We start from the raw sequence: 26,522 nt of genomic DNA on the forward strand, positions 1-26,522 counted from the left end.
GCATGCTCGCATTCAGTCCATATATCAGTTCTTTCATCGATCAGATTATCGTAAGCATTCCTTATTTTAAGCCTGAACTGACATTGATCGTCACTTTTATTGGTACTATCCTCGCTAGTCTTTTTATTGACAAACACTGGAAGCATACCTCTTTTGTCGTCACCCTCATTGGGCTATTGCTCAGTGGTTGTTATCTTGTGGGCCAGGGACTCAGTAAGGTAGAGGCAACAGGCTTCTTTGATATGATCCATATTGATGCATTTGCTGTAGCCGCACGTTTGATTATCCTGTTGTCAACAATTTTCATTTGTATATTCATTCAACAACGCCATCAAGACCGCCCTTTAGGTGACCTATACGCCGTACTACTGACCGCAACCCTTGGCTTGAACCTGCTGACTATGTCGAGTAACTGGTTGATGATCTTTATTGCAGTGGAAACAGTTTCAATCAGCTCCTATATTATGGTTGGCTATTTCTCTTCAACAAAAGTTCAATCGGAAGCTGCTTTAAAATATGTACTGTTCGGATCCATCTGTGCTGCGGTTATGCTCTATGGTTTGTCTTTACTATACGGTTTCACGGGAAACCTGAATTTTGACGCTCCAAGTCACATTGCTGGCTTGATGGAAGCACCCCAGATCATGATCAGCATTGCTTTACTATTTTTACTGACAGGTATTGGTTTCAAACTGAGTTTTTTCCCTTTTCATGTCTGGAGTCCGGATGTTTACCAAGGCGCCCCAACAGTGATTACAACCTATCTCGCTACAGTACCAAAAATTGCTGTTGTTGTGCTATTATCCAAGATACTTTCAGCCTGGCTTAACGTGTCCTTTTATTTTAGTGATTTCTTGACTTATGTGATTATTGCGATCGCCATTGCAACGATGCTAATTGGTAATTTAGCCGCTTTGCGCCAACAGGATGCCAAAAGGATGATGGCCTATTCTTCTATAGGGCATACGGGGATACTTCTCATGGCTGTATTGGTTTATCAAAATAATGAGTCAAATGTGCTCTTATTTTACCTTTCCATATACGCTTTGATGAATATTGCGGTATTCATCTTTATTGATGCTCTGGAAGCTAGTTTAGGAAATACTTCAATTGAATCGTATCGCGGCTTAGGAAAGCAGTACCCACTGCTGTTCACCTCCTTTTCAATTGTTTTAATCGCTTTGGTGGGGCTACCCCCTACTGCAGGTTTTGTTGGAAAACTTTTGGTCTTTTCCAAAGTGTTCGAACAATACCAAAACTTCCAATCCTTTGGTTTATTGGCATTGCTCCTAGTTGGTGCATTGACATCTGTCATTTCCCTATTTTATTATTTTAAAATACCACTGAATGCATTTTTAAGAGAAAATACGGGATCTCCAGCAGTGAAGTTCAATAGGGTACTCTTGTGTATTGGAATCTTATGTACCGTAGCCGTATTGATCTTAGGTATCTTTCCCGATTTATTACTTTCGGCATTCTAGAAAACAGGAAACTTCTTTCATTTTAAATAATTCTATCGTCCAATTCATTCCCTTAATGTCTGCGTTGAATAGTAAGAATAACTCCATAATATATTTTATATTTCCTCAATAAAAGTATTATCTATGGTTGAGGAGAGACCGATAAATTGTTTTTTATGTAAAGCGCAATTAAATTGCATATAAAAAGCAATTTATCTAAGTTTGTACCATGATTAGTGCAATAGCAAATCCAATTTTTCAGCGTGCTATCCAGGATTACCACGTATACGATCAGATTGATCATCCAATCCAAAATCCGTATGACAAACAATCCCTGGAACATCTTCTCTATTTAAAATGCTGGATTGACACCGTGCAATGGCATATGGAAGATGTGGTACGTAATCCCTCGATTGAACCCCAAGAAGGCTTATACTGGAAAAGACGTATTGATGAATCCAATCAGTACCGCACAGATACCGTAGAGTATATTGATAGTTATTTTCTACAAAAATTTCAAGATATACAGGCGAGTCCTACAGCAACAATCAATACTGAAAGTCCGGCATGGGCTATTGATAGGCTTTCCATTCTGGCGTTAAAAATCTACCACATGGAACAGGAAACATTGCGCACAGATGCTTCCGAAGCACATATCATTTCCTGCCAAGAAAAACTGAACGTTTTATTGGAACAAAGGAAAGATTTGTCCAAAAGTATTGATGAATTGATGACCGCCATTGCATCTGGCGATAAATACATGAAGGTTTATAAACAGATGAAAATGTATAACGACCCTTCATTGAACCCTGTCTTATATTCATCAGGAAAATAAAACATGTCCTTACCGCAACGGATCATAGTAACCCGATTTTCAGCTATGGGCGATGTTGCCATGGTTGCCTCCGTATTGAAAGAATTCTGCATTCGGTACCCTGATGTAGAAATTATTATGGTCAGCAGGCAATTCTTTGCACCATTCTTTGATGGAATAAAAAACATACGGTTTCACGCCATTGAGCCCAAAACAATTCATAAAGGTTTATTTGGTTTGGTCAGGCTAAAGAAAGAGCTAGCACAGTACGGCGCAGATGCTATTGCCGACTTACATTTCAATTTGCGTTCGCGTGTAATTGATCTATTATTTTCCTTATCGGGCGTAAAAGTAAAGCAGCTTGACAAAGGGCGGGAAGAAAAAAAAGCTTTAAGCCGAGAAAATAACAAAATTAAGGTTCCTTTAAAGCTAACGGTGGAGCGCTATGCAGACGTATTTCGTGCATTAGGCTTCAAATTTGAGCTCAGTAATAAATTGGCTTCTAATTTGCAAGATGTACCCAAAGCTGCTTTTAGTATGTTTGCAAACTTCGATCGAAAGAAAATTGGTATTGCCCCATTTGCACAACATCGCTATAAGGTTTTCCCTCAAAACAAAATGGAAAATGTGATAGACGAACTCACGCACAATGGCTATGATGTTTTGTTGTTCGGCGGTGGCGAACAAGAGTTCCAAATTGCCCAAAACTGGACCGAGCGATTTCCCAACACCTATAATACCATAGGCAAATTTTCGCTGCGGGAGGAACTGGATTTGATATCCAATCTGGATCTTATGATCAGTATGGACTCTTCCGGACTTCATATGGCATCGTTAATGGGCGTAAGGTGTCTTTCTTTGTGGGGAGCAACGCATCCTTATGCTGGATTCACAGGTTATGGGCAGCAGCTAACAGACTGCATCCAAGTTGAGCACCCCAATAGACCAAGTTCAGTCTATGGCAACAAGCCCTGTGATTGTGATGGGATAGAAGCAATTGATTTAATTACACCGGAAATGGTGATCGAAAAAATAAGAGCAATAGGATGAAAATAGGATTCGATGCAAAACGCTATTTCCTAAACAAAACCGGTCTGGGAAATTATAGTCGGGACTTAATTCGTATGCTCGAAAAGTATGCTCCCGAAAATGAGTATCTAAAATATACACCAAAAACCGGTGATCAATATATCAATCCACCAGCATCTCAAAAAAATATCCGGTTGCCACAGGGTTTTATCAACACTACTTGGCCTAATATCTGGCGTAATCAACGTATTGTTCATGATTTGAAAAAGGATAAAGTTGATATTTACCATGGACTGTCTGGAGAAATTCCATTAGGTTTAGCAAAGGCACATATTAAATCTATCGTTACCATTCATGATTTAATTTTTTTGAGACACCCTGAACTTTATCATCCAATTGATCGTTGGATTTATAAGAAGAAATTCAAGCATGCCTGCAAGGCATCTGATCGTATCGTTGCCATAAGCGAATGTACTAAAAACGATATTGTCGACCTTTTTCATATACCCGAAGAAAAAATCGATGTTGTTTACCAAGGTTGCCATGAAGCATTTAAAACTATCAAAACTGAAGAGCAGAAAGCAAATCTTCGAGAGAAGTTAAAATTACCACAGGATTTCTTATTGAATGTTGGAACTATTGAACCGCGTAAAAATATTTTACCAGTAGTGAAGGCCATAAAAGACCTTGATATCCCCCTTGTTATCGTAGGTAAACCAACACGTTACTATCAGGAGATCATGGCCTATATGCAACAAAACAACATGGAAAACAGGATATTCTTTTTCCAAGGATTAGCAATGGAAGAATTGGCCGTTCTTTATGCATCGGCAACGATTTTCATTTATCCCTCAATTTATGAAGGCTTTGGAATTCCCATTATAGAGGCGCTTTACTCAGGCACTCCTGTTATCACCAGCAATATGGGCGTCTTCCCAGAAGCGGGGGGACCGGCATCTTGCTATATTGACCCTACAAATATTTCAGAGATAAAGCATGCTATAGCGACGCTGCTTGTCGATTCATCCAAGCGCCATGAAATGATCGAGAAAGGATTGGAATTTGCGCAGAAGTTTAATGATGACCGTGTTGCCAAACAGATGGCTTCTATTTATGCCAGCTTATAAATCGACCGACTGACCCGTTGAAACAAAATACTTCTTCAATACATGAAGAGAAACGAACTCTTCTTGTGCCCGATCCATAAATAATTTCACATAGGCATTGGCCTGTTTAACAATTGTTTCAGCCTCGTCCGGATGATCTATATAAAACTGTAATTTTTCTTCCAGGTCGGAATAATCGTTTTTAATACAGATAAAATGATAGTCCGGTAATAAGGTTCCTTCCATAAACCAGGTTTCATACGTTGGCATCGGCATGACAGCGATGGAATTTGAAGACATGATCCATTTTAAGTTGGTAGCGACGTCATTTCCTTCCAGGGCAAGAATAAATTTATAAGCTAAATGTCCAGTGATAGAAAGGTAATCGTGATCAGAAGACCTAAATGCTCTTTTTAAATCACATAAGGGATGACTATGGTATTGTTGAAAAAATAGTTCCCGATGTGCCTGTGCAAACTCACTCCTCCCAACAAGTCTATTTTTCTTCTTCCGAAAAGCAACATGGTCGGTAATAAAGTTAAAGTGTCGGCTCTTATCCAGGTTCAACAATACCGAGTTGGCATTGTCACCTGCGATTGGCCTACTTTTCACTAAGGCAGGTTTATCCGGAATAGCAATAATATCACCTGGAAGAATCTGAAATTTCAGTTGCTGATTAAAATAATCAAGAAATTGTTTACTATCAAAATAATAAACACGAATCTTCTCGGGCATCTTATAATCTTTGATCGGAATTGCATCGATTGACAAAGACCGCTGCGGAGATAGTTTATTATAATAGTTTATCCGAAACTGAACCCATTCAGACTGCTGGCTCAAATCTCTGTTCAGCAACACCGAGGCCTTTTTCCGTAGCAGAAACTTTGGTCTCAATTGTCGTCCAAATACACTTAAATAATAAAAAAATTTAACATTCTTATTTTTTAAAAAAATCTTCTTGAAATTCAACTTCATAGCATATATAAGAAATAAGAGCTGTCGTTATCTAATCGTCCTTAGGTTTGACGACAGGTACACGAAGCTGCATTTTCTTCCAATGTAACGAGCGATCGCCGTAAATCAGAATTTTACTTAGTTTATACTTGAATTTCAAAAGTCCCTGATAATCGTCGGTTATCCGTCGGTAGGCAACCTGAGAATCCTCTTCTAAAACCCGATTTATAGCTTCGGTATATACCGTTGGTCCCGTCATCTGATGGACATCATGTGGATATCTATTTTCCTCGATATTACGGACGATCAATTCAATTGTCTTTTTCAGGAATGGGTGTCCTTTATCGTAGATCAATGCCCATTGTGCATAAAGACTTCTATTCTTCTCATGCGTAATAACCGCCGTATCCTCAGGTTTAATCACTTCATCCAAAACGCCAATAATATCGCTATCTAAATCTAAATAGATACCGCCATACACATATAAAACCGCATACCTAAAAAAATCCGCTTTGGCAGCTCCGATCTGTAAACGGGCAAAGGCCTTATATGTACGTTGGTCAAAATTTTCCCTGATGAGCGTATCGATTTGCGCATCATCAAAAAACCTTCTACTATAGCCCTTATTTCGTTTTAGAAATCGCCAAATATAAAACTTCGTCAACAAGGGTATCTTATTGGTTTTAAAAGTCTGATAAATAACTTTTGGAATCGCCACTTGGATTAAAAATTAAATTATGGTAATAAATAGCTTATACAGTATTGTAAAAATAGATTCAAAACTATAAAACATACAAAAATAACGATATATCCCTTACAAACACGTATTTTCTTATATTTAGTTAATCAAATATTCGCTAACTGAGAATAAACTTGTACTTCACAAACATTTCATTTTTTTTATATTTTATTACAAAAAATATGTAATATATTTGTCACAATGCAATAAAGTCCACTGTGGTGATCTACATTGTGAAAACATTAAATGTCATTTTTTCAATTTGATTGTAACGAATTAGCGAACTTTCACGTTACAATAAAGTATGGTCCAATTTTTCAATTATATCGTATACCTTGAGTCAAAAAATAAGCGCTTTAATCATTACATACAATGAAGAGGAGAATATAGCGGAAGTCCTCAAAAGCATGGAGTTTGCAGATGAGATCATTGTTTTGGATTCATTCAGTACTGATCGCACGGTTGAGTTAGCCGGTCTGCACCCCAAAGTGAAAATTTATCAGAACAAATTTGAGGATTTCACCAAGCAGCGCAATTTGGCCCTGGCATATGCGAATAACGATTGGATACTTTTTTTGGATGCCGACGAGCGTTTGACTTCAGCATGCCAAACGGAGATAGTATCAACAATAAACGATCCGCAAGCAAAAGACGCTTATTACATGTATCGATTATTTTTCTTTTGTGGTGAACGCATTAATTTTTCGGGAACGCAAAACGATAAGAATTTCCGTTTGTTCAAAAAAAGTAAAGCAACATACGACACGAAAAAAAAGGTGCATGAGACATTGCTTGTCAATGGTACAATTGGTAGCTTAAAAAACAAGATATGGCACTATTCCTTTGCAGACTATGCCAGTTATAAGGAAAAAATGGTCCATTATGGTCAGCTTAAAGGGAAAGAGTTATACGCCAAAAATAAGCGGTACTCGCTCTTAAGTCACCTGGCGAAAGTGTCTTTTAAATTTTTTAAGGCATACTTTTTGAAACTAGGAATATTAGATGGGCGACGAGGATACCAACTTTGCTACTTACAGAGTCTCAGTGTGCATGAAACTTTTAAGTCATTGAAAAGAGAAGAAAAAAAATGAAGATTTGCATTATAAGCTTTGATTACTGGAATTACGACCACCACATTGTAAAGAAATTACAAGAAAAGGGTATTGATGCATCACATATCAATATGGGTACCTATAAATACAAAAATTTTAGTGAAAGGGCTTCCAATGCAGTCAGCAAAATTTTTCTGAATAGAAATATCAAACATATAAAACGACAAGAGTACGTATTAAATACCTTGGAAAAACTAGGTCCTCAAGATCAGATATTGGTACTTAATCCACATACTTTAGATTACAAGACTATCAAACAGATCAAATCTTATACACCATATTTAATTTCCTATCTGTATGATAATCTCGAGCGTTTTCCAGTGGAAGAAAAGTTAGAGTTGTTTGATAAGATCTATTCTTTTGAAGATAAGGATGTAAAAAAATATGGTTTTGAAAAGATAACAAACTACAATTATCTTTCAGAACAACCCATTCAGGCCGAAGAAATTGAAAACGACTTATTCTATATCACTTCCTATGACAAACGGCGTATCAAGCTTTTGCGTAAACTCGCGGCTCGTCTTTCTACCCTCCAAGTACGAAGTAAGATTATTGTGGTCGGAAAACAGGTATGGAAAGAGAAATTACGGAACTTTATATTAAGGCCGAAAGGCGCATCACTGATAGAATACCGAAAAAAACCTATCGACAATGAAGCCGTATTAAAAGAATACAAAAAGTCAAAAGCGATAATAGATTTGATGCGTGAAGGACAAGAAGGTTTAAGTTTTCGAGTTTTTGAAGCGATGGCTTTTGAAAAGAAGATTATTACAGATAATAACACCATCGAGACATATGATTTTTACAATATTAATAATATTCTTATTTTGAATTGTGAACTCTCGAACCTTGATCGTTGCTTTTTTGATACCCCCTATAATCCTCTGCTGCATTATGTCTATAGAAATTATTCTTTGGATTCCTGGATTACAAAAATATTTAAAACAGAAGAAATTTCTGTTTAAATGCTATCACAATAATTTAATATCACTAATTTTGATTTTAAATTGAATCCAGTAAATGAAAAAACATCTTAAGCGTCTAAGTCATTTCCTTTTGTATAAATATCTTATTATTTTTAATACGGAAGTAAAAAAACAAAGAAAAAATAGTAAAAGTATTCCAATCCTTATCATAAATTACAATCAGTTAGAAAATTTAAAATATCTAGTCTCATTTTTGATAGAAAGGGGATTCGAAAATATAATAATCATCGACAATAAGTCGACCTATGCTCCTCTCCTAGAATATTATAACGAAATACGTGACACAGTAACGATCGAAATGATGTCCGACAATCTCGGTCATATGGTATTTTTTGAAAACAAACAACTTCAAGAGAAATATGGGCAAGGATACTATTGTATTACTGATGCTGATATACGCCCCAATGACAATCTTCCAGATAATTTCCTAGACACTTTAATCCGCACACTGGATAAATACCAATTTAACGTACTAAAAGCCGGCTTTGCACTCGATTTAGAATCAATACCTGAATACTATCCATTTAGAGAAAAAGTCATAAAATGGGAACAACAATTTTGGGAACATCAGTTAGACACCAATATTTACAAAGCAGGAATAGACACAACATTTGCACTATATAAACCTAAGTATCCCATTAATTTTAAGGTAAAACCGATAAGGTTTTATGAAGGCATCCGTATTGCAGGAAACTTCACAAGTCAACATATGGGCTGGTATCTAGATCCTAAAAATCTCACTGAAGAACAATTATTTTATATGAGAACATCCTCTAGCTCCAGCTCGTGGAAATTTGATGAGGATGGAAATTTGGCTGCTACTGAAACAAACTATTAATTACATTGCTATCATCTGATTAAACCAAGAAGTAAAGCTATATTGTTGACGTATGTTATCTGCAATCTTTACATATGGAAGATCAAGAAAATCAAGCAATTGCTTTTCATCTAAGGAAGATTCATTCAATACATAAAAATTATTAGGATGATAAAAATCATATTTGACAACATTTGGATTGGTCGTTATCACTTTTTTAGAATATTTTAAGCCCTCAAATATTCTAAACGATAGACCATTATGATCTCCGATTAAAAAGTCCACAATAATATTTGACCTTTCGACCCGGTCCAAATAATCACCGAATGGAACAACTCTTTTGAGGCATTCCACTCCATATTCTGTGTATTTTTTTACATGTTTTAATTGTTCTGGAGGAAAAACAATTTGAAATTTCACTCTACTATAAATTCTATTTAAAATATGAAATAGACTTAACAAAAAATACTCTCTACTTTCGCTATAGTAACCTAGAAAATAAGCATCATGTATAGCCTCTTTATGTCCCTGATCAAAGTCAAAATAAAAATTATGGGAAAGATAAGTTCTCACCACATCAGTTTTCATGACATCCTCTTTATCAAAAACATAAAACTTATCAAATATGGAAATTCTTTCAAAGATTGACGGATTGCGCTTCAAACCATCATAATGATAAGACGTTATCCATTTTGATTTCCGCTTAGCAGCATTTAAAACATCTATATGAAAAAAATCGGCCCGAAATACCAAACAATAATCAAACATATCAAATGCCTCTATCCTATTGATAAGTTGCTCTGAACTATATTTTATTATCAATTCCTGCTTGTAACTATTATTCCCATCGGACAACTTTCTAAAAAGCTTATAAAGTCTTTGAAAAATGCTTTTATACTTAAATTTAACTGAATTATGGAGAATAACAGTAACATCAAACCCTATGTCTTCTATATTTTTTTGAACTAATTTATAAAGCTGATAATCATTGGGTACTAGCAAAAGAATTTTTTTATTCATGAATTTAAATGGATCTATTCGACTAACTGCGCTATACTCCAGTAAAGAGTTAAACTTATTAATCAAAGATATCAAATAATTGTAACAACTATACAGTATAACGATGAAGGCTTCTATATAGTTACATCCAGCATGAATTATTATTTTGGCGACTCTAAATTAGTTATTGTTTCTTTCCAGATATTACTCGCCAATAAAAATTTACACATGCTTAATTTAATCCCGAGTAAATAATGCTAAAAAGTCAATCCAAATTTTAAAAACTCTACTAGTCAATCTATTCTGTTTAATACGATAAATCTTCCTTTCTCTTTTGGTCATATACTTATAAAATCTAACTTGCCGCATGAACAAATATTCTTTCCAAAACTGAGGCAGTTCAAGTTGAATAAAATTATCTCTCTCCTGCTGCTGCAATATGGAAAATGATGGATCAGATGAAATTCCATTTAGGTCTATTTTTGCTAGAAAGGAAGATATATTTTTAAACTGGACTTGATGCAAAAGGTACATTTTTGTAAAGAACTGCCAGTCAGCAGTTATTTTTGACTGCTCATTATAGAAACCATATGTTGAGAACAATGAACGTTTAATAGCAGAAGCCTGATGGTTTATTGTATCGTATAACCATTGAGATAAGTTGAGCTCATTGGGATAAAAGATATCCTTCAATCCATTATCCTCATTAACACCAATTGCATTGCCATAGTAAATTTGATAATTGTCACAAATATTTTCTTGGTATTTCAACAATACAAATTCATCATAAAATTGATCTCCACTGTTCATAAATACAATATATTCTCCGATCGCAGCACGAATCCCTTTATTCATGGCATTATAAATACCGTCGTCCTTTTCAGAAACAGCATAGTTAATATGTCTTTCGTATTTATTGAGAAGTTCTGCGCTACCGTCATTGCTTCCGCCGTCAATAATGATAAATTCAAAGTTGTCATATTTCTGATTTATCACACTTTCAATCGTCTTTTCTAATCCTTTTCTATTATTATAGTTAATAGTAACAATGGAAAATTTAACGCCCATATATCTTTAGAGAAATTTTATTTTTTGTTATACAAATGATCAAGAAAATAAAATGCTCTTTGAGGTATCTCCGGGATCTATACAAAAAGATCTATAATCATCCTTTAACTTATCTTTTTTCTTACAACCACAGAATTTGGAACAAAGAGCATAAACAAAGAAGCATCATCAGAATACTCCCTTTCTACATTATGACAACTAGTTCTCAAAGAGGTCCCAATCAAAAATTAAAAAATATTAGACAGCAATAGTTTTTGGATAATTAAAGGGCTATTTCTTTAGAAAGAGTACTTACTAATTCTTCGATTGGTTAAGATTAAAAATATATGTTCAACAGAGATCTGCTAAGTAGAATATAACTATCACATACGCCCTACTAGACTCAAAAATGATTGTTTAAAGGCTTTTCGAATCTGTTTTGCTGTAGCAAAACTCAATTTAAATATCGGTTGACTTAGCAGCATAGTAAATGTATTCAACCGCCCTTTTTCCATAACAATCGCCACCCAATTATTATACAACAGACTATGTAGACAATCTATAGGATATATTCTTTTCTCGTTATTATTTACGATAATTTCTCGGTAAAGTATATAATAATCTGCTATTGAATAATCGCTTCCTTCAATAGGAGTAAGTAATATTTGAGGGTCAATCTTTTTTGTGTCTGGAAGTAACTTATCGAGTTGATAAAATAAAATGGAACTCAGTTGTTGAGCGATTAGATTTTGTTTGCGAATGGAAATATTATTATAATGTTTACGATATTCTCCCAAATGTAAAGGAATATTATCAACTTCATACTTTAGAGCGATTCGGGAAAACAATCCATAATCCTGCGCCACAGGATGATTGGGATAACCGCCAAATTCTCTGAAAACAGACATTCGCAACATTACAGTAGAATGGACAAATGAATTATAAAAAAGTAAGGCTGCATGAAGTTGATCACTTCCACAAATTGGAATCATCTCTTGGCCTGTCCGCATTCCCCAATCATCGATAACGAATGCACTTCCTCCTAAAACAGCTAATTTTGGACGGCTAAGAAAATATTGGATTTGTATTGCCAACCTCTCAGGAATCGCAGTATCATCACTATCCAATATAGCTAAAAATTCACCTTTTGCCTCCCTCAAGGCTACATTACGAGTAAAAGGTAAACCTTTATTACTTTCATTCTGAATCAGTCTAATTCTTGAATCTTGGAATCCTAAAATGATATCGACAGTCTCATCTGCAGAGCCATCGTCTACAATTAATAATTCAAAATTAGTATAAGTTTGCTGCAGCACGATTTCTATTGATTCCGCAATATAAGCAGCAGCATTATAGGCAGCCATAAATACTGTCACTTTTATTGCGTTATTCTCTTCGTGTGAATCCCCCTGTTTTCTTTCTTTTTGCATTAGCATATAATCTTCTTCAGATAACATGTCTAAAAGCAATACAGACAAATCATCCGTGCATATATTAAGTGAATCTGCAATATAACAATTTTACCTAAACCCGGGAAAGATTGAAACATATAACACATGAGATTCCCTTATGACCTCTTATTGGATATTTTGAAACTGCAATTGCGCCGTACATTATCCGCTCTTTGATAGTTTTCTATTTCTGCGACACCTATTTGCCTTCAGGACAATCTTGAAGTGAAAGAACCGTTTATCCCTCTCCTTTCTGGCAGTTTCCTAATGCCGTGGACCACTTTGCATCGGGTATTAATCCATCTCGCACATACCTAAAAGATAAGATATACAATTTACGGAAATAAGCTTTGTAGATAGCCTCAAAAGCATCGCTATCTTTTTGGACTTTTAAAGCAGGTCAACGTCATTTGACATAGGACTTCTGTGACTGGTAATTACCAAAGCAGAAGTGTTCGTAATTAAGTTGCAGAGAAATTGGCAACAAGAATGCAGAATTCCCGCTGATTGGATATTCGTTTAATGGTCGGTTTGGGATAAATAGTTCACCTTTTGGAAAAGGTTGTTCCAAAAGAAAAAATCGACCTCAATATTAAGTATAAAACAAATAAATTCATTTTAAAACACTTAAATTAAAAAAATAATCAACTTAAAAACAGGTAATTACAAAAGTCCATGAGCACAAAATTTTATTAATAATATAAATTAAATATCTTTAAAAAAAATAATAACATAATTATGAAAAAACAATTACTAACATAATTATGAAAAAACAATTACTAACATTCCTCAGTATCTCGCTATTGTTTATCAGCTGCCAAAAGTATGCAAGAGAAATCAACGGAAGTTTATTAAACGAGAAATCAAAATCATTAATCACAAACGAAAATAATCAATTTCAAGATCTTAAATCACCTTCATCACAACGAATTACTTTAAAAGCACAAACTTCTACATCATCCACATCTACTAATGGTTGTAGTTTGGTTCTTCATCAGCAGAATTCAAATTTTGACAAACTTAATGTAATTGACCCTACAGCAAATATTTTATACCTAGGCTCACTACTGGATGGAGAATCGATACAAAAAGGCACATATTCGCCTATTATAATGGATCCAAGTTATACACGCAAACCAATAACATTTAGCACGTCAATTCAAGGACTAAATTCTTCCCAAATCAAAAAAACTATTATACCTGCGTTATCAGACTTTAGAGTCTCGATGGCGGAAATCACCAATTCGCCAATTGTTGGAGAACAACCTGCTAATCTTACCTATGAGATAATAAAAGTACGCTCGAAAAGTCAATTAGCCAGTTCTCTACAAACGAACTTAAATGTTGGACCTTGGGTTAGTATTACGGCAAATCTAAACGAAGATCAAATGACGGAAAAAAGCTACTTTGTGGTTAAAATATTCCAAAAATACTTCTCATCAGACATAGATATACCCACAGACGGAAATTTATTTAACAAGCCTGCACAATACCCTTCAAATATATCACCCGTATATATTTCAAGTATCGATTACGGGCGAAGTGCTTTTATGTTATTTGAAAGTTCATATGATTCCACAAAAGTATCTCAAGTGCTAAGCACAACCTTAAATTATTGGAAAGTAGGTGCCTCAGTTACTCTTACCAATGACCAGAGGACTGTATTTGATGAAATGAAGATATCAGGATCGATAATAGGAGGATCTTCAACGGAGGCAGCTAAAACTATTGAAGGTGGTCAGGCATTTCTCGATTATATAAAAAACAGTTCGAACATGACCATTAACTCTAGAGGAGCAATAATAGCATATACATTAAGAAATGCCAATAATCACCAAATCTACAGAACTGTCTTTAATAGTGAATATTATACAAAAGAATGTAAAAACACGCTTGGTTTAAAAAATGGAGATTTTATAAAAAACACAACAAATGGCATGTATATGTTTATGTTCGAAGGCAAGCTTAGACATATTGACAAAGACGCCACTTTAGACGGACTGTTTGTTGGTGCAAGAGGAATGTCAAGGGGAGTCACTCAACAACAAATCAATGATGTTGAAGTAGGCAATCCATTATTTATCGATAATGGACTGATTCAACTTCCTGATGGTAGAGTTTTCTTCAGAGAAAATAACTATGTAAGGCATATTATCTCATTACCTATCTTTAACCTGTATCGATTTAACGACAGAGCGATAAAACAAGTATCAAATTTAAATGGATACATCGTTGGCCCCGTTATTTCTAAATAGAACCAAAATATTAAAAAACACATTTAAGCCTCCATGATGGAGGCTTTTTCACTATCTTCGTCTTATAGCGAATCAATTGAAATTTGAAAATTTCCCCTACCTTAAACTGAAAAATTAAATTTTCTTCATAGTCTATCAAGACAATACTTCTTCAAAAACTACAGCATAACGACTATCGCTTTAGTGGTGTTATGGCAATATAATCATAAAGAAAAATTCCCCCTTTCACACACATAAAATAACTTTTAAAGTTGTATACACGAGTGATCTTCATCCGTTTTTCCAGCGGCCTGACTTTCGCCTCTACCTGCGTCGTGCTTGTTTATAAAAATTTATTCATTACCTCCACAACCCTATTGATATCCTCTTCCGTATGACCATAGGAAATTGGTAGACTGATTATTGTACGATGGATTTCTTCAGAGATTGGATATCCTCCATCTGATAGGATTCCTTTCATCGCTTTTTGTTGATGTGGAGGGATTGGATAATGAATTTCCGTTCCAATTTCATTTGCCAAAAGGTGAGCGCGCAATCGGTCTCGTTCGGGATGACGGATCGCAAAAATATGATAAACATCTTCCTGTCTAGGTTGCACAACTGGAAGTATGAAATCGGACTTTAACTCACGTAAATAAACTGCTGCCAACCTCTGTTTGTGCGCTGTAATTTTATCTAGGTATTTTAATTTCACAGACAAAAAAGCAGCTTGCAGTTCGTCGAGCCGCGAATTATACCCCACCTCATCAAAGACATATTTAGCAGATGAACCGTAATTCCGTAGCGTACGAATTGAATTATTCAGTATATCAGCCTTACATGTAATAGCTCCAGCGTCTCCCAATGCGCCGAGATTTTTGGTAGGATAGAAACTAAATGCACCAAAATCACCAAATGCTCCTGCCTTTTGACCATTGTATTTAGCACCATGCGCTTGTGCACAATCCTCGATTATCTTTAAGTCATATTGAGCGGACAGCTGAAGAATGGGATCCATATCACTCATCTTTCCATAAAGATGGACAACAAGTATGGCCCTCGTTTTTTTTGTAATGCACTCTTCTATCCGTTTTGGATCAATATTGTACGTGTTTATATCCGGTTCAACAAGTACTGGTTTCAAACCAACTTGAACAATAGCCAATATCGAAGCAATATAGGTGTTAGCAGGTACGATAATCTCATCTCCGGGTTTAAATGCAAAATAGCGCAGTGAAAGAACCAATGCATCTAGCCCGGAGGCTACTCCGATACAGTGCTCGACACCACAGAAATTCGCAAATGATTGTTCAAATTGCTGTACCTGTTTTCCCAAAATATACCAACCTCCGTGTAATACCTCCTGAAAAACATGCGTGTATTCGTCCATAAATTCCTTATCGACCTGCTGTAAGTTCTCGTATGCTATCATGTTTTAAATAGGGTTCATAAATGTAATCTGTAGCGTCAAAATATTCAGAAGCAAGCACCATAAGAATAGCATCCTCCGAAAAGTCGAACATCTGATGCCAATCTTTTGGCTCTAAAATCAAGCATTGGTCCGGTGAATTCAATTCAAAAATTTGTTCCTTTGCACCATCTTGATTGTAAATTGCACAACGTCCACGCAAGCAGACTGCTGCTTGAACGGTCTGATAATGTCGATGCCCTCCTCTGATAGAATCATCAACTCCATAGATATAGAATATACGCTTAACATCAAAAGGAATAACCTTTTCAATCACTGTCAAATTACCGCGATCATCAGTAAATGTTTTTAAATCAACTTGGTAAGCCATCTCATTTTAAAATAATTGATGTGATAAAACTCTCCTGTTTTTCCCTTAAAAAAGAGGTTAGCAATTCGACGAATGGATGTCCGAATCTTCGGAATTTTGATATTTTCGTGTAGTACAGCAGTAATCCCCCGTTTCTTCAATCCATTACTTACTTCTACCAAAGCGGACATATAGGGTTTATACATAAACAAGAGGCCATTATCATTTAAATCATAGTATGCTGTTGGTAACGGAATAAAACTATTAGCTTCTGCTATCTTGAGCCCATGATAGTGATAAAATATGACTGGAAAACTAAGTCTAGTCCCTATACTTTTTGCCCATATTGAACTATCCCTATCACCAAATTCATATTGTTGAATATTCCAGGGAGCAATTCCCGCTCCTCGATGTTCACAAGCATGAACACAGTTAAATCTCGTCATCCAATCATCAAGATATTTCTGATCGCCAAATTTCCCATCTTCCACGCGCGCATAACACCAATCTAAACAAGCATTGCGCCACCATTCAAGTACTTCCATTCCTTCTTTCGTATTTTTGAAACAAACGAATTGAACACAATATGTTCCACTTGTTGCTGACTGATCGTATTTTTCAGTATAATGATGTGGTGTAATTAATACCGAATTATCTCCCATCTCTTCAAACAGAACCTGTGGATTTCCAAAAAACAACAAGTCTGCATCCAGATAAGTACACGATTGCAATCCATAGGTGTTAATTGCATAACGTATAATAGATGGTGTACAAGTCCAGCAATATTCTGCAGCTGTACGCGTCGACTTAACAGCAAGTAAATCCCTATCCTCAAACTGGATTAACGGAATAATTGTCGCTTTCGGCAGATTGAGATTTTTTAAAATTGAAAAGCACGCCTCATCAAATGCGAAAATATAAAGATGAAATCCCTTAACATACTTATCGAGAGAATTATACATTGCTAATCCTCTAGTCAAATATGTTGAGTTAAATAAAGTACAGTAGTTATGCATCATATCTTTTTCTTAAAAAAAAATCCGCTATCATATCCTGCCAACTTTCCATCAATTAGCATATCTTGTTCTCCAATAACATAGGATGCAAATTGAGCTTGTAGTTCATACTCATTAAAATGGTTCAGGAATTTTGCCTCATTAAAAAACCATGCTGGGTAGGATGCATCATAAATAGATGGTGGCACACGTTGCAAGGTAAGGCGGTCAGGTCCCTCATAGACAAACGCCGTACGATCGAAAAAAAGATAAGCTATTCGCAAACCCGTCAAATAACTGAGAAATTCATGCGGTTTTTCCAAATATTGGACAACACTGGATAGAATAATTATATCTGGCAGGCCATCAGCAATACTCTCTTCTATTGTTTTATAAAATTTTAACTGCTTATTTTCAAACTCTTTTTTACCAAGCTCTACATAGGACTCTTGTTCCACAATGTGCCATTCTAACGATTCCAAAGGCTTTAAAAAGTCACGTGTTTGATAATAAGTTGTACCCAAAGAGCCTCCAAAATCAATGACTTTCAATTTCAAATCATTTTTTGTTGCTATATAAAGAAGACTTGAAATTAGTGCAAAAGGATATTCTTTTTTCTCAAATAGCACGGAATCTCTCTCATATACAGCATGCCCATCACGAATTTTAAGCATCGATTGATAGGTTCTGTTCAAAATCAAATTCGCATCATACCCATCTGTTAAGCTTTTAACATCTTCCCAATACATATATCTTCCTGACCAGCCATATCCATGATCAGTCCTTTCTTTATTACTTTTTTTTGAAAAGAACTTCTTTATCATTTATCTTTTATATTTTTTAGAATCGCAGAACTCATACCTTACTATTTTGTTATAATGAAGAAAGTAATCTCATCATTTTTACAATGAAATATTGCTATCAAGCGTTATTAGTATAGAATCAAAAATTTTAATCATGGACAACAGTAAAAAACTTTATATCATCCGACATGCCAAAGCTGAAACCATTCCGGGAATAAACGATTTTGACCGAGCTCTTACCTCCGATGGAATTCAGCATGCAAAACAGGTTGCTGCCAAGCTTGCCACAAAATTGAATCTTGACGAAAATAGTATGGTGATCAGCTCCCCAGCCAACCGCGCACTTCAAACAACGCGCACTTTTCTGGACGTCATGGGTTCTTCTTCTTTTGATATTCAGATCGAAGAAACGATCTACGAATGCACATACAAACATCTGCTATCCATTATCAATGCAATTCCTGACCATATCAATCAAGTTCTGCTCTTCGGTCATAATCCTACGTTAACTGATCTCGTGGAATACTTAACCCGGAAAGCGGCATATCTACGGACGTCATCATGCGCAGAGATAAAACTCGACACCGGTTTCACTTTTCAGATGCTCAGCGGCAATTGCGCTGATCTTGGGCAAATAATTGATTAAAATTCAAAGAACCATTTGTATTGAAGCACGTCTAGTTCTTCAATCTTTAATAATGACAATAACATTATTAAAAAGTCCTAATAGCATTTTCATTTTCTAATCAACAAAATTTAATAGAAACAAATTCACATAAAAAAAGCCATATACGATTCTTACGTATATGGCTCTTAATTTTAATGATTAAATTGGCTATTTAGCGTTTCTAATATCTTTCATCGGAACTGTTTTCTTGATTCCATCCATTACATAGAAAAATCCAAGGGCGTTTCCCGTGACATTTCCTTGTACATTCGCAGGGACAGCTGACAATAGCCCTTTCCATTTTGTTTCTTGGAACAAATTATATAAAAACTTTGCATATCTCGGCGAAATTGCAAATTTAGAAATCGCTAAACTGTCTTTCCTTCCCATTTCATAACTATAAGTAGCGGCCAGCAATGTATTTAAAACATTTGGAGCTCCCGACCTAAAACTATAACTATAGGGTGCTTTAAAAAATACCATACTTTCATCCGAAAATTCCTTTTGCGGCATGATAAGCCATTTATTGGAATTGCTCATACCAAATAAATATGTATCAACCTTGACATGCCATTTTTTATTAACATCAGATTTTTCTACCGGAATAAAAGACTTTTCTATCGGCACATTGGTGATTAGCTGATCTTGTGATTCATACACCTTCCCATTCAATTCAATTTTTAATTGGAATATATTTCCAACGGTATCTCTTAAATCAAACAATTGACCTCTATACAGACCATTTCCAACATCTTCAAAATAAATTTGATTTGGACCATTTGTCACGATAACCGTAGCAGCAGTAATTCCTTCAAGTTCACTAGTAACGCCAGAAATATGAAGTCGCTTTAATTGAATATATTGCTCTTTATACATGGTATTGATACCACCTTCCACGATCATATCATAAGATTGTCCATCTTCTAGCGCTGATTTTTCACAGGCGTAAAGCATGCTGCAGCAAAACAACAAAACAAGGACTTTCCAATAGATATTTTTATTCATCTGCCCCAACCTAATTTACTAGTTCCAAATTTACATTAACCATACGATTAAAATGAACTTTTAGATACAGGGAACATCATTTATTTTAAAATCTTATTGCATAATTTACTGACGGAACAATTCCTGAAAATGAAGTCTGTTTAACGATGGGGGAACCATTTCCACTCTCTAAAAAACTGTAATATAATGGATTACGTCGGTCAAAAACATTATATAGACCTATATTTAAAGTATTTAGCCGACCTTTTTCTCGCTGTTTTTTCGTTTCTAAATCGAAAGAACAGCTTATATCGAAGCGACTAAAAATCGGCATACGATGTGAATTTCTATCCGAATAAATAGGCATAACTATGCCTTCATACTCCGTAAACCCCATTGGATATGTTAATGGCCTTCCTGACTGTAATACATAAAATGTATTCAAATGAATAGTTGTATTGATATCGTAAGACAAACTAACTTTTGCCACATGTGGAATGTCATAGTTAGCCACGTATTCATTGCCTTTATTTATTCCTACAATTTTGCGAAAGGACCGAGAATAGCTATATAGAACAGTTCCCTCAACAGGGCCTATACGTTTATTAAAAGAAAATTCTAAACCATATACTCGACCGTTTCCCTGTTTTATCTGAGTTTCTATAAAAGGATTTAAAATAAGTTGCGCATGGTCAATAAGTTCAACTTGATTTTTCATCTTTTTCCAATACCCATCTATCGCAATGTATCCTCCATTAATCATTCTATTTATGCGAAATGAGACTGCATCTGTATATTGAGGTTTTATATTTTGCCCAGCAGGTATCCAGGCCTCCAACGATGAAAAAGCCAATTCATCATTCTGTAAAAGCTGTAGATATTGGTATACACGGTTATAAGATATTCTTGCATAATAAGCATCGGCAAACTTATACTGAAAAGAAAAACGAGGTTCGATCCCGTAATAAGTCTTTTTCTTATCCAAATCTCCCGCCAATACTTTGTATTGGTTATTCAATAAATAATATTGTCCAAACGAAGTGCTATAAAAAGCATTTAAACGTGTACCTAAAACGACCCGAAAGGAAGAGTCAATCTTCCAGTTAAAGGATACGTAGCCTGCATACTCATATGCTTGTGCCCTGAAAATATTTTCTTCCTTAGCTAGATCAACGGGAGAAATTTCCCCAGGTTTGAACCTATGCAGCGTCCCTTGGATTCCAAAATCAAGCATGCGATCTAATCCTCCAAAATAGGTAAAATCAGTTTTAAGGCTAAAATCTCTAATTTGGGTCAGCCATGTTCGGTTTTCTGGCGATTCGGGCTTACTGATATCCAACCTGTTCGAATAATTACTAAAAATCGCGGACAAATTCATAAACAGGCGTGGACTATGCACATAATTCCATCGTAATGTAGACGCCCAATTCCCCCAATGATTAGTATTTTTATTAGGCGCAACTACTTTATCTTGCCCGATATATCCAGAAACATAGACCCTATGACGGTCCCCAATTGCGTAATTCAATTTGGCATTATAGTCACTGTAATTCCCCTTCACATTGAACAAACGATATTCTTTATTGAACACATTCGATATACTTGATCTTGCCGTCACTAAAAAAGATCCCTTCCCTTTCTTTATAAGTGGACCTTCAGCTCCAATGCGAGCAACCAGTAAGCTTGCGCCTCCGAAGACATGTACTGTGTTTACATCGCCATCACGTGTGCTCATCTCCATGATGGATGAAATCCGTCCTCCGAAATTCGATGGGATAGCATCCTTATAAATTTGAGTATGTTTTAAGATATCAGGATTAAAGACAGAAGTCAAACCAAATAAATGCGATGGGTTGTAAACAACGGCTTCATCCAACAATATAAGATTCTGATCTTTACCACTGCCTCTAACAAACAAGTTACTCCCCCCCTCAGTCAATCCGTTAACACCATTTTGCATCTGTAAAACCTTGATAATATCCGCTTCTCCCTTATAGAAAGAACTTCTCCGAGCTCTATTCCAGTCTATCTTCCCATTTAACACCTGTAATTGCTTACTTCGCCCGATAGAGTCTCCATTGATCACAATTTCACTTAGATTCATATCTAGAGGGGAAAGTTTGATTAAAAATGTACCAAACTCCATATCGGGAGAAAATTTCACAATTTTTGTTTTATACCCGACATAGCTTACCACACAGACATTGGTCTCCAGTGGCAGAGTTAATGAATAAAACCCATATTTATTACTTAAACTACTTTTACTTTTCGCAGCAATCAACAAAGTAGCACCAATCAGGTTTTCACCGCTTAGACTATCTACAACACGCCCCTTAATGGTAAAAGTCTTATCCTCTTTGTAGAAGATCAGGACCCTATTGATCATTGTGAATCCAATATTGGAATCTTTGAGCAAATAATTAAGAACCTCTTCTAAACTCGATTTATTAAATGATCGACTATAGATAATGTCCTTGTTAAAAATCTGCTCATCATAAGACATGGATATATCGTATGTTTTATGAATTTCGACAAGTATCTGAATGATCTGTTTGTTATGTGTGTCAATTGAAATTTGCGAATCCGTAGGAGAATTCTGCCCCATGGATTTCGAACACATGACTATAACCAACCAGCATAAAAAGAGCAGACGATACAGTATCCTATCTTTCATATCAGCAATGCGAAAAGTCTATTCGTAGATTCTATATCCTTTTTTACCCGATTTCCATTTCACATTGAGGGTCTTGGAGAGAATCTGAACAATCTCATTGAGCGTTTGTCCATCAAAATACATAGTCAGCTTCCGCGCTTTTAAGCTATCCCCAACCACAGTAATATTCGCCCGGAAATGCTTTTCCAAATCCGCGCAGATACTGTCCAATCGAATATTCGAATAGCTCAGTTTCTGAGCAACTTCGGTATCATTTTGCTCAGAAAGATCTATTTTGGACAAGGATGCTGTTTGTTTTTTATACAGGCCCTTCTGATTTTTTTGCAGAATAAGTTCCTTTGCATGATCTCCTTTTCCACTGCTCAAGGCGACAGAGCCCTCCTTAACAAAAACCTCAACATCATTTTCAAGCAAATTCACTTCAAAAGTAGTTCCGATATCACGCACATAATTGTTTTCAAGATCTACGACAAAAGAGTTCCCCGTTTTGTGCTTTACATCAAATAGCGCTTTTCCCTTTTTAAGTTCGACAATCCGTTCTCCCAGAAATGTTCGCCTATTGAACAAAGCTTCCGCTCCTGCATGCAATATCACAATTGAACTATCAGGAAGCAAAATGGGCTGCTGCGCTGCTGATCCATATATTCGGATTTCATTGTCCATCCAACGGTCAAAGTTCAGATAACAGGCAAAACCGACAACCAACAATACGGCTGCAGCCACAAATTTCATCCAGGGTTTCCAAATCGTGCTAATTGGTATCGCGATCTCTTGGTCCTGAACAATGGCTTCTTTATCCAGCTGCAGTTTAAATTTATCCCATTGACTATTGGTATCTACATTTTTATAGTGTTCCAATGCAATAAGGTCATCGGATATTGTTCTGATTTCATCATATAATCGATGGTTCTCCGTATCATCAGAAATCCAACGTTCAAGCAACGCCTCCTCCCTTTCGGAAATAGTCCCATCCAGCTCTTTCTGAATCAAGTCATAAGGAATAAATCTTGAAGTATTGTTTTCTTCCATATCTATAAGATAATAAACTGAACAAAAAGTCCTAATGAAAAAAATAAAAAGCCGATTAGAAGCAAGAGAAATGTTTTTTGCTTGGCCAAAGCCACCCGAATTTTATCGTAAGCAATGGTCAAATGATTTTTAACCGTTTTTATTGAAATTCCCAATTGATCCGCTATTTCCTGTTGTTTCATCTTATCGTACTTACTCATAAGAACGATTTTTCGACACTGCGGCGGCAGCCCTTCCAATATACTTTCGATCATCAATAATTTGGATTCGTAAAGTGCTGCGCTATCGATCTGATCTTCCTCATCTGTCAGATCCAGTTCCTTGCTATAATCATTATTCCGTTCTAATAAACGTTGATTCTTTTTGAGGTAAGTAAGCGAGAGATTGATAACACTGCGGGATAGGTAGGCTCCAAGTGATTGATTAATGATCAATTTTCCTGCATTTTCCCATAACATCATAAATACATCATTGGTGAGCTCTTCAGCGATTGCCTCCTCTCGCACATACCGAAAAGACAAGATATACAATTTACGGAAATGACTCTTATAAATAGCTTCAAAAGCATTTCTATCTTTTTGGACTATCTTCTTAAGCAAATCAACGTCATTTGACATAGGACTTCGGTAAAGCTAATAATAAATGCATGTAAAACTAATCAAATTCATCGGACATTATATAACATCTAATTAATTTTCAATCCAATGAAGTTACTTTAACACGACGTAGAAATAAAAAAAAATGCTACAGCAAAGTTTATTGCCTGTATGTTTTTCACTAGGCTCGTTAATAATTACTTTTTCACTACCTTCGTCTTATGGCGAATCAATTGCAATTTGAAAATTCACCCTACCTTAAACAGCACGCACACAATCCAGTAGATTGGATGCCCTGGGGGCCGGAAGCTTTAAAAAAAGCAAAAGACGAAAATAAACTGATCATTGTAAGCATTGGCTACTCGGCTTGCCATTGGTGCCATGTGATGGAGCGTGAAAGTTTTGAAAACTCAGCCATCGCCCAAACCATGAATACGTTTTTCGTATCGATCAAAATTGACCGCGAAGAACGCCCCGATATTGATCAAGTGTATATGCTTGCGGTGCAACTGATGACCAATGCCGGGGGCTGGCCATTGAATTGTATCTGCCTGCCCGATGGGAGACCTATTTACGGTGGTACTTATTTCAAACCGCACGACTGGCAGAATATCTTATTGCAAATTGCACAAATGTGGGCGGAGAAACCCGAAGTCGCATTTGACTATGCCGAAAAGCTAAACAATGGCATTCAACGGGCCGAGAAACTTCCCATCAATCCTATTCCAGCGCAATACACAATCGACGACTTAAATGAAATTGTTACCCCTTGGATCGAGATATTCGATAAAAAGGAAGGCGGTTATCAAAGAGCACCCAAATTTCCACTGCCCAACAACTGGTTGTTCTTGCTAAAATATGCTGTGTTGGCCGACGATCGGGAAATCTTGGAACATGTTCATTTTACATTGAAAAAGATTGGATCAGGCGGTATTTATGACCAGATCGGAGGTGGCTTTGCCCGCTATTCGGTGGACCATTATTGGCATATTCCCCACTTCGAAAAAATGCTTTATGACAATGGGCAATTATTATCCCTTTATGCCGAAGCTTATCAACAAAGTCGGGATCCATTCTATAAACGGATCATCGAAGAAACGATTACTTGGGCCGAGCGTGAAATGCTTGCTCCAAACCATGGTTTCTATAGCGCTTTAGATGCCGATAGCGAAGGCATTGAAGGGAAATACTATTCCTTCTCCAAAGTTGAATTTGACGAGGTATTGGGCGATGATGCTCCCCTACTCGGGCAATATTTTAACATAACCCAAGCCGGCAACTGGGAGGAGGAGAAAACCAACATTCCTATTTGCGCCATTAATGCAGACCAGTTAGCAACAAAGGTCAATATGTCAGCTGACGAATGGGCAGATTTTCTAAAAATTTCAAAGAAAAAATTATACAACTATCGTGAACAACGGATCCGTCCGGGACTCGACCATAAGCAGCTGACCACTTGGAATGCGCTATTTCTAAAAGGACTAATAGATGCCTATCACAGTCTTGGATACAGCCATTTCCTTGAACTCGCTTTAAACAATGCCCAGTTTATCTGTACACATCTTATTCAAGACGATCTCCAGTTATTGCACCAACCAAAAGATAACAATAGAGCGATCGCAGGCTTCTTAGATGACTATGCATTCACTATTGAAGCCTTTATAGCATTATATGAGGCGACATTTGACCTCAATTGGCTCACAAAAGCAAGACAGCTCGCTGATAAGGCCATTGCATTCTTTTACGATGGATCACAAAAAACATTCTACTATACATCGTCGCAGGCAGAGGAACTCATCGCACGGAAAAGCGAAATTATGGATAATGTAATTCCATCCTCTTCGTCGACAATGGTTCGTCAGCTGAAACGATTAGGTTTGCTTTTTGATGATGAAAATTACATCGCCATTACAGACCAATTGCTGGCGAATGTATTCCCGCAAATCAAGACTTATGGTTCGGCTTATTCAAATTGGGCAATATTATTGCTAGAAGAAATATATGGAATCAATGAAATTGCATTGACGGGGGATAAAGCAATGGCTTTCAAAAATGAACTCGGCAACTATTATATTCCAAATAAAATTGTTCTTGGCGGTACAGAAGAAAATCTTCCATTGCTCGAACATAGAGTCGGAAAGGAGACAAAAGCATATCTTTGTAAAAACAGGACCTGCAGTCTACCACAGGATTCCATACAAGCGTTAATAAATTATATTTAATAAACGGTAGCCTCGGGCTTCCAAAA

The 26,522-nt window shown here is 36.1% G+C and carries 23 protein-coding genes; 10 read left to right on the forward strand and 13 right to left on the reverse strand.

Going from position 1 to position 26,522, the window contains the following annotated elements:
* The first annotated feature begins 2 nt into the window (after positions 1 to 2).
* The 4 genes from L1283_RS12425 to L1283_RS12440 all read left to right on the forward strand — a co-directional run bounded on the left by L1283_RS12425 (position 3) and on the right by L1283_RS12440 (position 4,430).
* Entirely contained in the window at positions 3 to 1,481 is a 1,479-nt protein-coding gene (locus L1283_RS12425; RefSeq protein ID WP_429626134.1) for an NADH-quinone oxidoreductase subunit N, read from the forward strand.
* Positions 1,482 to 1,689: 208 nt separating this feature from the next.
* Positions 1,690 to 2,295, forward strand: coding sequence for a DUF4254 domain-containing protein (locus tag L1283_RS12430; protein ID WP_286732955.1), 606 nt, complete (start codon positions 1,690 to 1,692; stop codon positions 2,293 to 2,295).
* A 3-nt stretch (positions 2,296 to 2,298) separates the two neighbouring features.
* Entirely contained in the window at positions 2,299 to 3,324 is a 1,026-nt protein-coding gene (locus tag L1283_RS12435) for a glycosyltransferase family 9 protein (RefSeq protein ID WP_429626136.1), read from the forward strand.
* The gene (locus L1283_RS12440) at positions 3,321 to 4,430 is read left to right on the forward strand and encodes a glycosyltransferase family 4 protein (RefSeq protein WP_429626138.1); all 1,110 of its coding nucleotides are present in this window, start codon (positions 3,321 to 3,323) and stop codon (positions 4,428 to 4,430) included. The genes L1283_RS12435 and L1283_RS12440 overlap by 4 nt, the downstream gene beginning before the upstream one ends.
* On the opposite strand, the gene L1283_RS12445 is transcribed toward L1283_RS12440, so the two are convergent.
* Together L1283_RS12445 and L1283_RS12450 are read right to left on the reverse strand one after the other, a co-directional pair.
* Positions 4,425 to 5,267, reverse strand: coding sequence for a glycosyltransferase family 90 protein (locus tag L1283_RS12445; RefSeq protein WP_244294540.1), 843 nt, complete (start codon positions 5,265 to 5,267; stop codon positions 4,425 to 4,427). The two genes, L1283_RS12440 and L1283_RS12445, sit on opposite strands and share 6 nt — an antisense overlap.
* 148 nt (positions 5,268 to 5,415) lie before the next feature.
* Entirely contained in the window at positions 5,416 to 6,081 is a 666-nt protein-coding gene (locus tag L1283_RS12450; protein WP_429626139.1) for a glycosyltransferase family 32 protein, read from the reverse strand.
* A 356-nt stretch (positions 6,082 to 6,437) separates the two neighbouring features.
* On the opposite strand from L1283_RS12450, the gene L1283_RS12455 reads away from it, so the two are divergent.
* The 3 genes from L1283_RS12455 to L1283_RS12465 are packed head-to-tail and all read left to right on the forward strand — an operon-like array spanning position 6,438 to position 9,038.
* Complete coding sequence (locus L1283_RS12455) at positions 6,438 to 7,193, forward strand: glycosyltransferase family 2 protein (protein WP_208734321.1); 756 nt, start codon at positions 6,438 to 6,440, stop codon at positions 7,191 to 7,193.
* On the forward strand, positions 7,190 to 8,179 hold the full coding sequence (locus L1283_RS12460; RefSeq protein WP_429626140.1) for a glycosyltransferase family protein: 990 nt from the start codon (positions 7,190 to 7,192) through the stop codon (positions 8,177 to 8,179). The genes L1283_RS12455 and L1283_RS12460 overlap by 4 nt, the downstream gene beginning before the upstream one ends.
* A gap of 55 nt (positions 8,180 to 8,234) precedes the next feature.
* The gene (locus L1283_RS12465; protein ID WP_145329369.1) at positions 8,235 to 9,038 is read left to right on the forward strand and encodes a glycosyltransferase family A protein; all 804 of its coding nucleotides are present in this window, start codon (positions 8,235 to 8,237) and stop codon (positions 9,036 to 9,038) included.
* Here L1283_RS12465 and L1283_RS12470 read toward each other — a convergent pair whose 3' ends face one another.
* The 3 genes from L1283_RS12470 to L1283_RS12480 form a co-directional block, all read right to left on the reverse strand.
* Positions 9,039 to 10,037 (reverse strand): hypothetical protein, encoded by a 999-nt coding sequence (locus L1283_RS12470; RefSeq protein ID WP_145329366.1) that lies wholly within the window; start codon positions 10,035 to 10,037, stop codon positions 9,039 to 9,041.
* Between the two features lie 216 nt (positions 10,038 to 10,253).
* The gene (locus L1283_RS12475) at positions 10,254 to 11,084 is read right to left on the reverse strand and encodes a glycosyltransferase family 2 protein (RefSeq protein WP_145329363.1); all 831 of its coding nucleotides are present in this window, start codon (positions 11,082 to 11,084) and stop codon (positions 10,254 to 10,256) included.
* 362 nt (positions 11,085 to 11,446) lie between these two features.
* Complete coding sequence (locus tag L1283_RS12480; RefSeq protein ID WP_429626141.1) at positions 11,447 to 12,520, reverse strand: glycosyltransferase family 2 protein; 1,074 nt, start codon at positions 12,518 to 12,520, stop codon at positions 11,447 to 11,449.
* Positions 12,521 to 13,278: 758 nt separating this feature from the next.
* Between L1283_RS12480 and L1283_RS12485 the strand changes: the two genes are divergently transcribed.
* Positions 13,279 to 14,769: a thiol-activated cytolysin family protein gene (locus L1283_RS12485; protein ID WP_429626143.1), complete on the forward strand. Its 1,491-nt coding sequence runs from the start codon at positions 13,279 to 13,281 to the stop codon at positions 14,767 to 14,769.
* Between the two features lie 322 nt (positions 14,770 to 15,091).
* Here L1283_RS12485 and L1283_RS12490 read toward each other — a convergent pair whose 3' ends face one another.
* From L1283_RS12490 to L1283_RS12505, 4 genes are read right to left on the reverse strand one after another with little or no spacing between them, the layout of a single operon-like run.
* Entirely contained in the window at positions 15,092 to 16,180 is a 1,089-nt protein-coding gene (locus L1283_RS12490) for a DegT/DnrJ/EryC1/StrS family aminotransferase (protein WP_429626145.1), read from the reverse strand.
* Positions 16,146 to 16,547 (reverse strand): sugar 3,4-ketoisomerase, encoded by a 402-nt coding sequence (locus L1283_RS12495; protein WP_429626147.1) that lies wholly within the window; start codon positions 16,545 to 16,547, stop codon positions 16,146 to 16,148. Before L1283_RS12495 ends, L1283_RS12490 begins: the two co-directional genes overlap by 35 nt.
* On the reverse strand, positions 16,526 to 17,506 hold the full coding sequence (locus L1283_RS12500; protein ID WP_244294538.1) for a glycosyl transferase: 981 nt from the start codon (positions 17,504 to 17,506) through the stop codon (positions 16,526 to 16,528). Before L1283_RS12500 ends, L1283_RS12495 begins: the two co-directional genes overlap by 22 nt.
* A 35-nt stretch (positions 17,507 to 17,541) precedes the next feature.
* Positions 17,542 to 18,345, reverse strand: a complete 804-nt coding sequence (locus L1283_RS12505; protein ID WP_145329357.1) for a methyltransferase, TIGR04325 family — start codon at positions 18,343 to 18,345, stop codon at positions 17,542 to 17,544.
* Between the two features lie 133 nt (positions 18,346 to 18,478).
* On the opposite strand from L1283_RS12505, the gene L1283_RS12510 reads away from it, so the two are divergent.
* Positions 18,479 to 18,970: a SixA phosphatase family protein gene (locus L1283_RS12510; protein WP_075994251.1), complete on the forward strand. Its 492-nt coding sequence runs from the start codon at positions 18,479 to 18,481 to the stop codon at positions 18,968 to 18,970.
* A gap of 189 nt (positions 18,971 to 19,159) precedes the next feature.
* On the opposite strand, the gene L1283_RS12515 is transcribed toward L1283_RS12510, so the two are convergent.
* The 4 genes from L1283_RS12515 to L1283_RS12530 all read right to left on the reverse strand — a co-directional run bounded on the left by L1283_RS12515 (position 19,160) and on the right by L1283_RS12530 (position 24,295).
* Positions 19,160 to 19,996, reverse strand: a complete 837-nt coding sequence (locus L1283_RS12515) for a hypothetical protein (RefSeq protein WP_429626148.1) — start codon at positions 19,994 to 19,996, stop codon at positions 19,160 to 19,162.
* Between the two features lie 85 nt (positions 19,997 to 20,081).
* Positions 20,082 to 22,649 (reverse strand): TonB-dependent receptor, encoded by a 2,568-nt coding sequence (locus tag L1283_RS12520; RefSeq protein ID WP_429626150.1) that lies wholly within the window; start codon positions 22,647 to 22,649, stop codon positions 20,082 to 20,084.
* An 18-nt stretch (positions 22,650 to 22,667) separates the two neighbouring features.
* Positions 22,668 to 23,678, reverse strand: a complete 1,011-nt coding sequence (locus L1283_RS12525) for a FecR family protein (RefSeq protein ID WP_145329352.1) — start codon at positions 23,676 to 23,678, stop codon at positions 22,668 to 22,670.
* Between the two features lie 2 nt (positions 23,679 to 23,680).
* Entirely contained in the window at positions 23,681 to 24,295 is a 615-nt protein-coding gene (locus L1283_RS12530; RefSeq protein ID WP_429626152.1) for an RNA polymerase sigma-70 factor, read from the reverse strand.
* Between the two features lie 200 nt (positions 24,296 to 24,495).
* Here L1283_RS12530 and L1283_RS12535 point away from each other — a divergent pair, with 200 nt between their 5' ends.
* Positions 24,496 to 26,496 carry a thioredoxin domain-containing protein gene (locus L1283_RS12535; RefSeq protein ID WP_429626153.1) on the forward strand — a complete coding sequence of 667 codons (2,001 nt, stop codon included), beginning with the start codon at positions 24,496 to 24,498 and terminating at the stop codon, positions 26,494 to 26,496.
* Positions 26,497 to 26,522 lie beyond the last annotated feature (26 nt).

This window comes from Sphingobacterium sp. HSC-15S19, from assembly GCF_050433745.1.
Taxonomy (GTDB): domain Bacteria; phylum Bacteroidota; class Bacteroidia; order Sphingobacteriales; family Sphingobacteriaceae; genus Sphingobacterium; species Sphingobacterium siyangense.

Bases quoted from the DNA above. Each gene is read 5' to 3' on its own strand.
- L1283_RS12425 (WP_429626134.1), top strand. From the start codon at position 3: ATGCTCGCATTCAGTCCATATATCAGTTCTTTCATCGATCAGATTATC.
- L1283_RS12430 (WP_286732955.1), top strand. From the start codon at position 1,690: ATGATTAGTGCAATAGCAAATCCAATTTTTCAGCGTGCTATCCAGGAT.
- L1283_RS12435 (WP_429626136.1), top strand. From the start codon at position 2,299: ATGTCCTTACCGCAACGGATCATAGTAACCCGATTTTCAGCTATGGGC.
- L1283_RS12440 (WP_429626138.1), top strand. From the start codon at position 3,321: ATGAAAATAGGATTCGATGCAAAACGCTATTTCCTAAACAAAACCGGT.
- L1283_RS12460 (WP_429626140.1), top strand. From the start codon at position 7,190: ATGAAGATTTGCATTATAAGCTTTGATTACTGGAATTACGACCACCAC.
- L1283_RS12465 (WP_145329369.1), top strand. From the start codon at position 8,235: ATGAAAAAACATCTTAAGCGTCTAAGTCATTTCCTTTTGTATAAATAT.
- L1283_RS12470 (WP_145329366.1), bottom strand. From the start codon at position 10,037: ATGAATAAAAAAATTCTTTTGCTAGTACCCAATGATTATCAGCTTTAT.
- L1283_RS12475 (WP_145329363.1), bottom strand. From the start codon at position 11,084: ATGGGCGTTAAATTTTCCATTGTTACTATTAACTATAATAATAGAAAA.
- L1283_RS12480 (WP_429626141.1), bottom strand. From the start codon at position 12,520: ATGTTATCTGAAGAAGATTATATGCTAATGCAAAAAGAAAGAAAACAG.
- L1283_RS12485 (WP_429626143.1), top strand. From the start codon at position 13,279: ATGAAAAAACAATTACTAACATTCCTCAGTATCTCGCTATTGTTTATC.
- L1283_RS12490 (WP_429626145.1), bottom strand. From the start codon at position 16,180: ATGATAGCATACGAGAACTTACAGCAGGTCGATAAGGAATTTATGGAC.
- L1283_RS12495 (WP_429626147.1), bottom strand. From the start codon at position 16,547: ATGGCTTACCAAGTTGATTTAAAAACATTTACTGATGATCGCGGTAAT.
- L1283_RS12505 (WP_145329357.1), bottom strand. From the start codon at position 18,345: ATGATAAAGAAGTTCTTTTCAAAAAAAAGTAATAAAGAAAGGACTGAT.
- L1283_RS12510 (WP_075994251.1), top strand. From the start codon at position 18,479: ATGGACAACAGTAAAAAACTTTATATCATCCGACATGCCAAAGCTGAA.
- L1283_RS12515 (WP_429626148.1), bottom strand. From the start codon at position 19,996: ATGAATAAAAATATCTATTGGAAAGTCCTTGTTTTGTTGTTTTGCTGC.
- L1283_RS12520 (WP_429626150.1), bottom strand. From the start codon at position 22,649: ATGAAAGATAGGATACTGTATCGTCTGCTCTTTTTATGCTGGTTGGTT.
- L1283_RS12525 (WP_145329352.1), bottom strand. From the start codon at position 23,678: ATGGAAGAAAACAATACTTCAAGATTTATTCCTTATGACTTGATTCAG.
- L1283_RS12530 (WP_429626152.1), bottom strand. From the start codon at position 24,295: ATGTCAAATGACGTTGATTTGCTTAAGAAGATAGTCCAAAAAGATAGA.
- L1283_RS12535 (WP_429626153.1), top strand. From the start codon at position 24,496: ATGGCGAATCAATTGCAATTTGAAAATTCACCCTACCTTAAACAGCAC.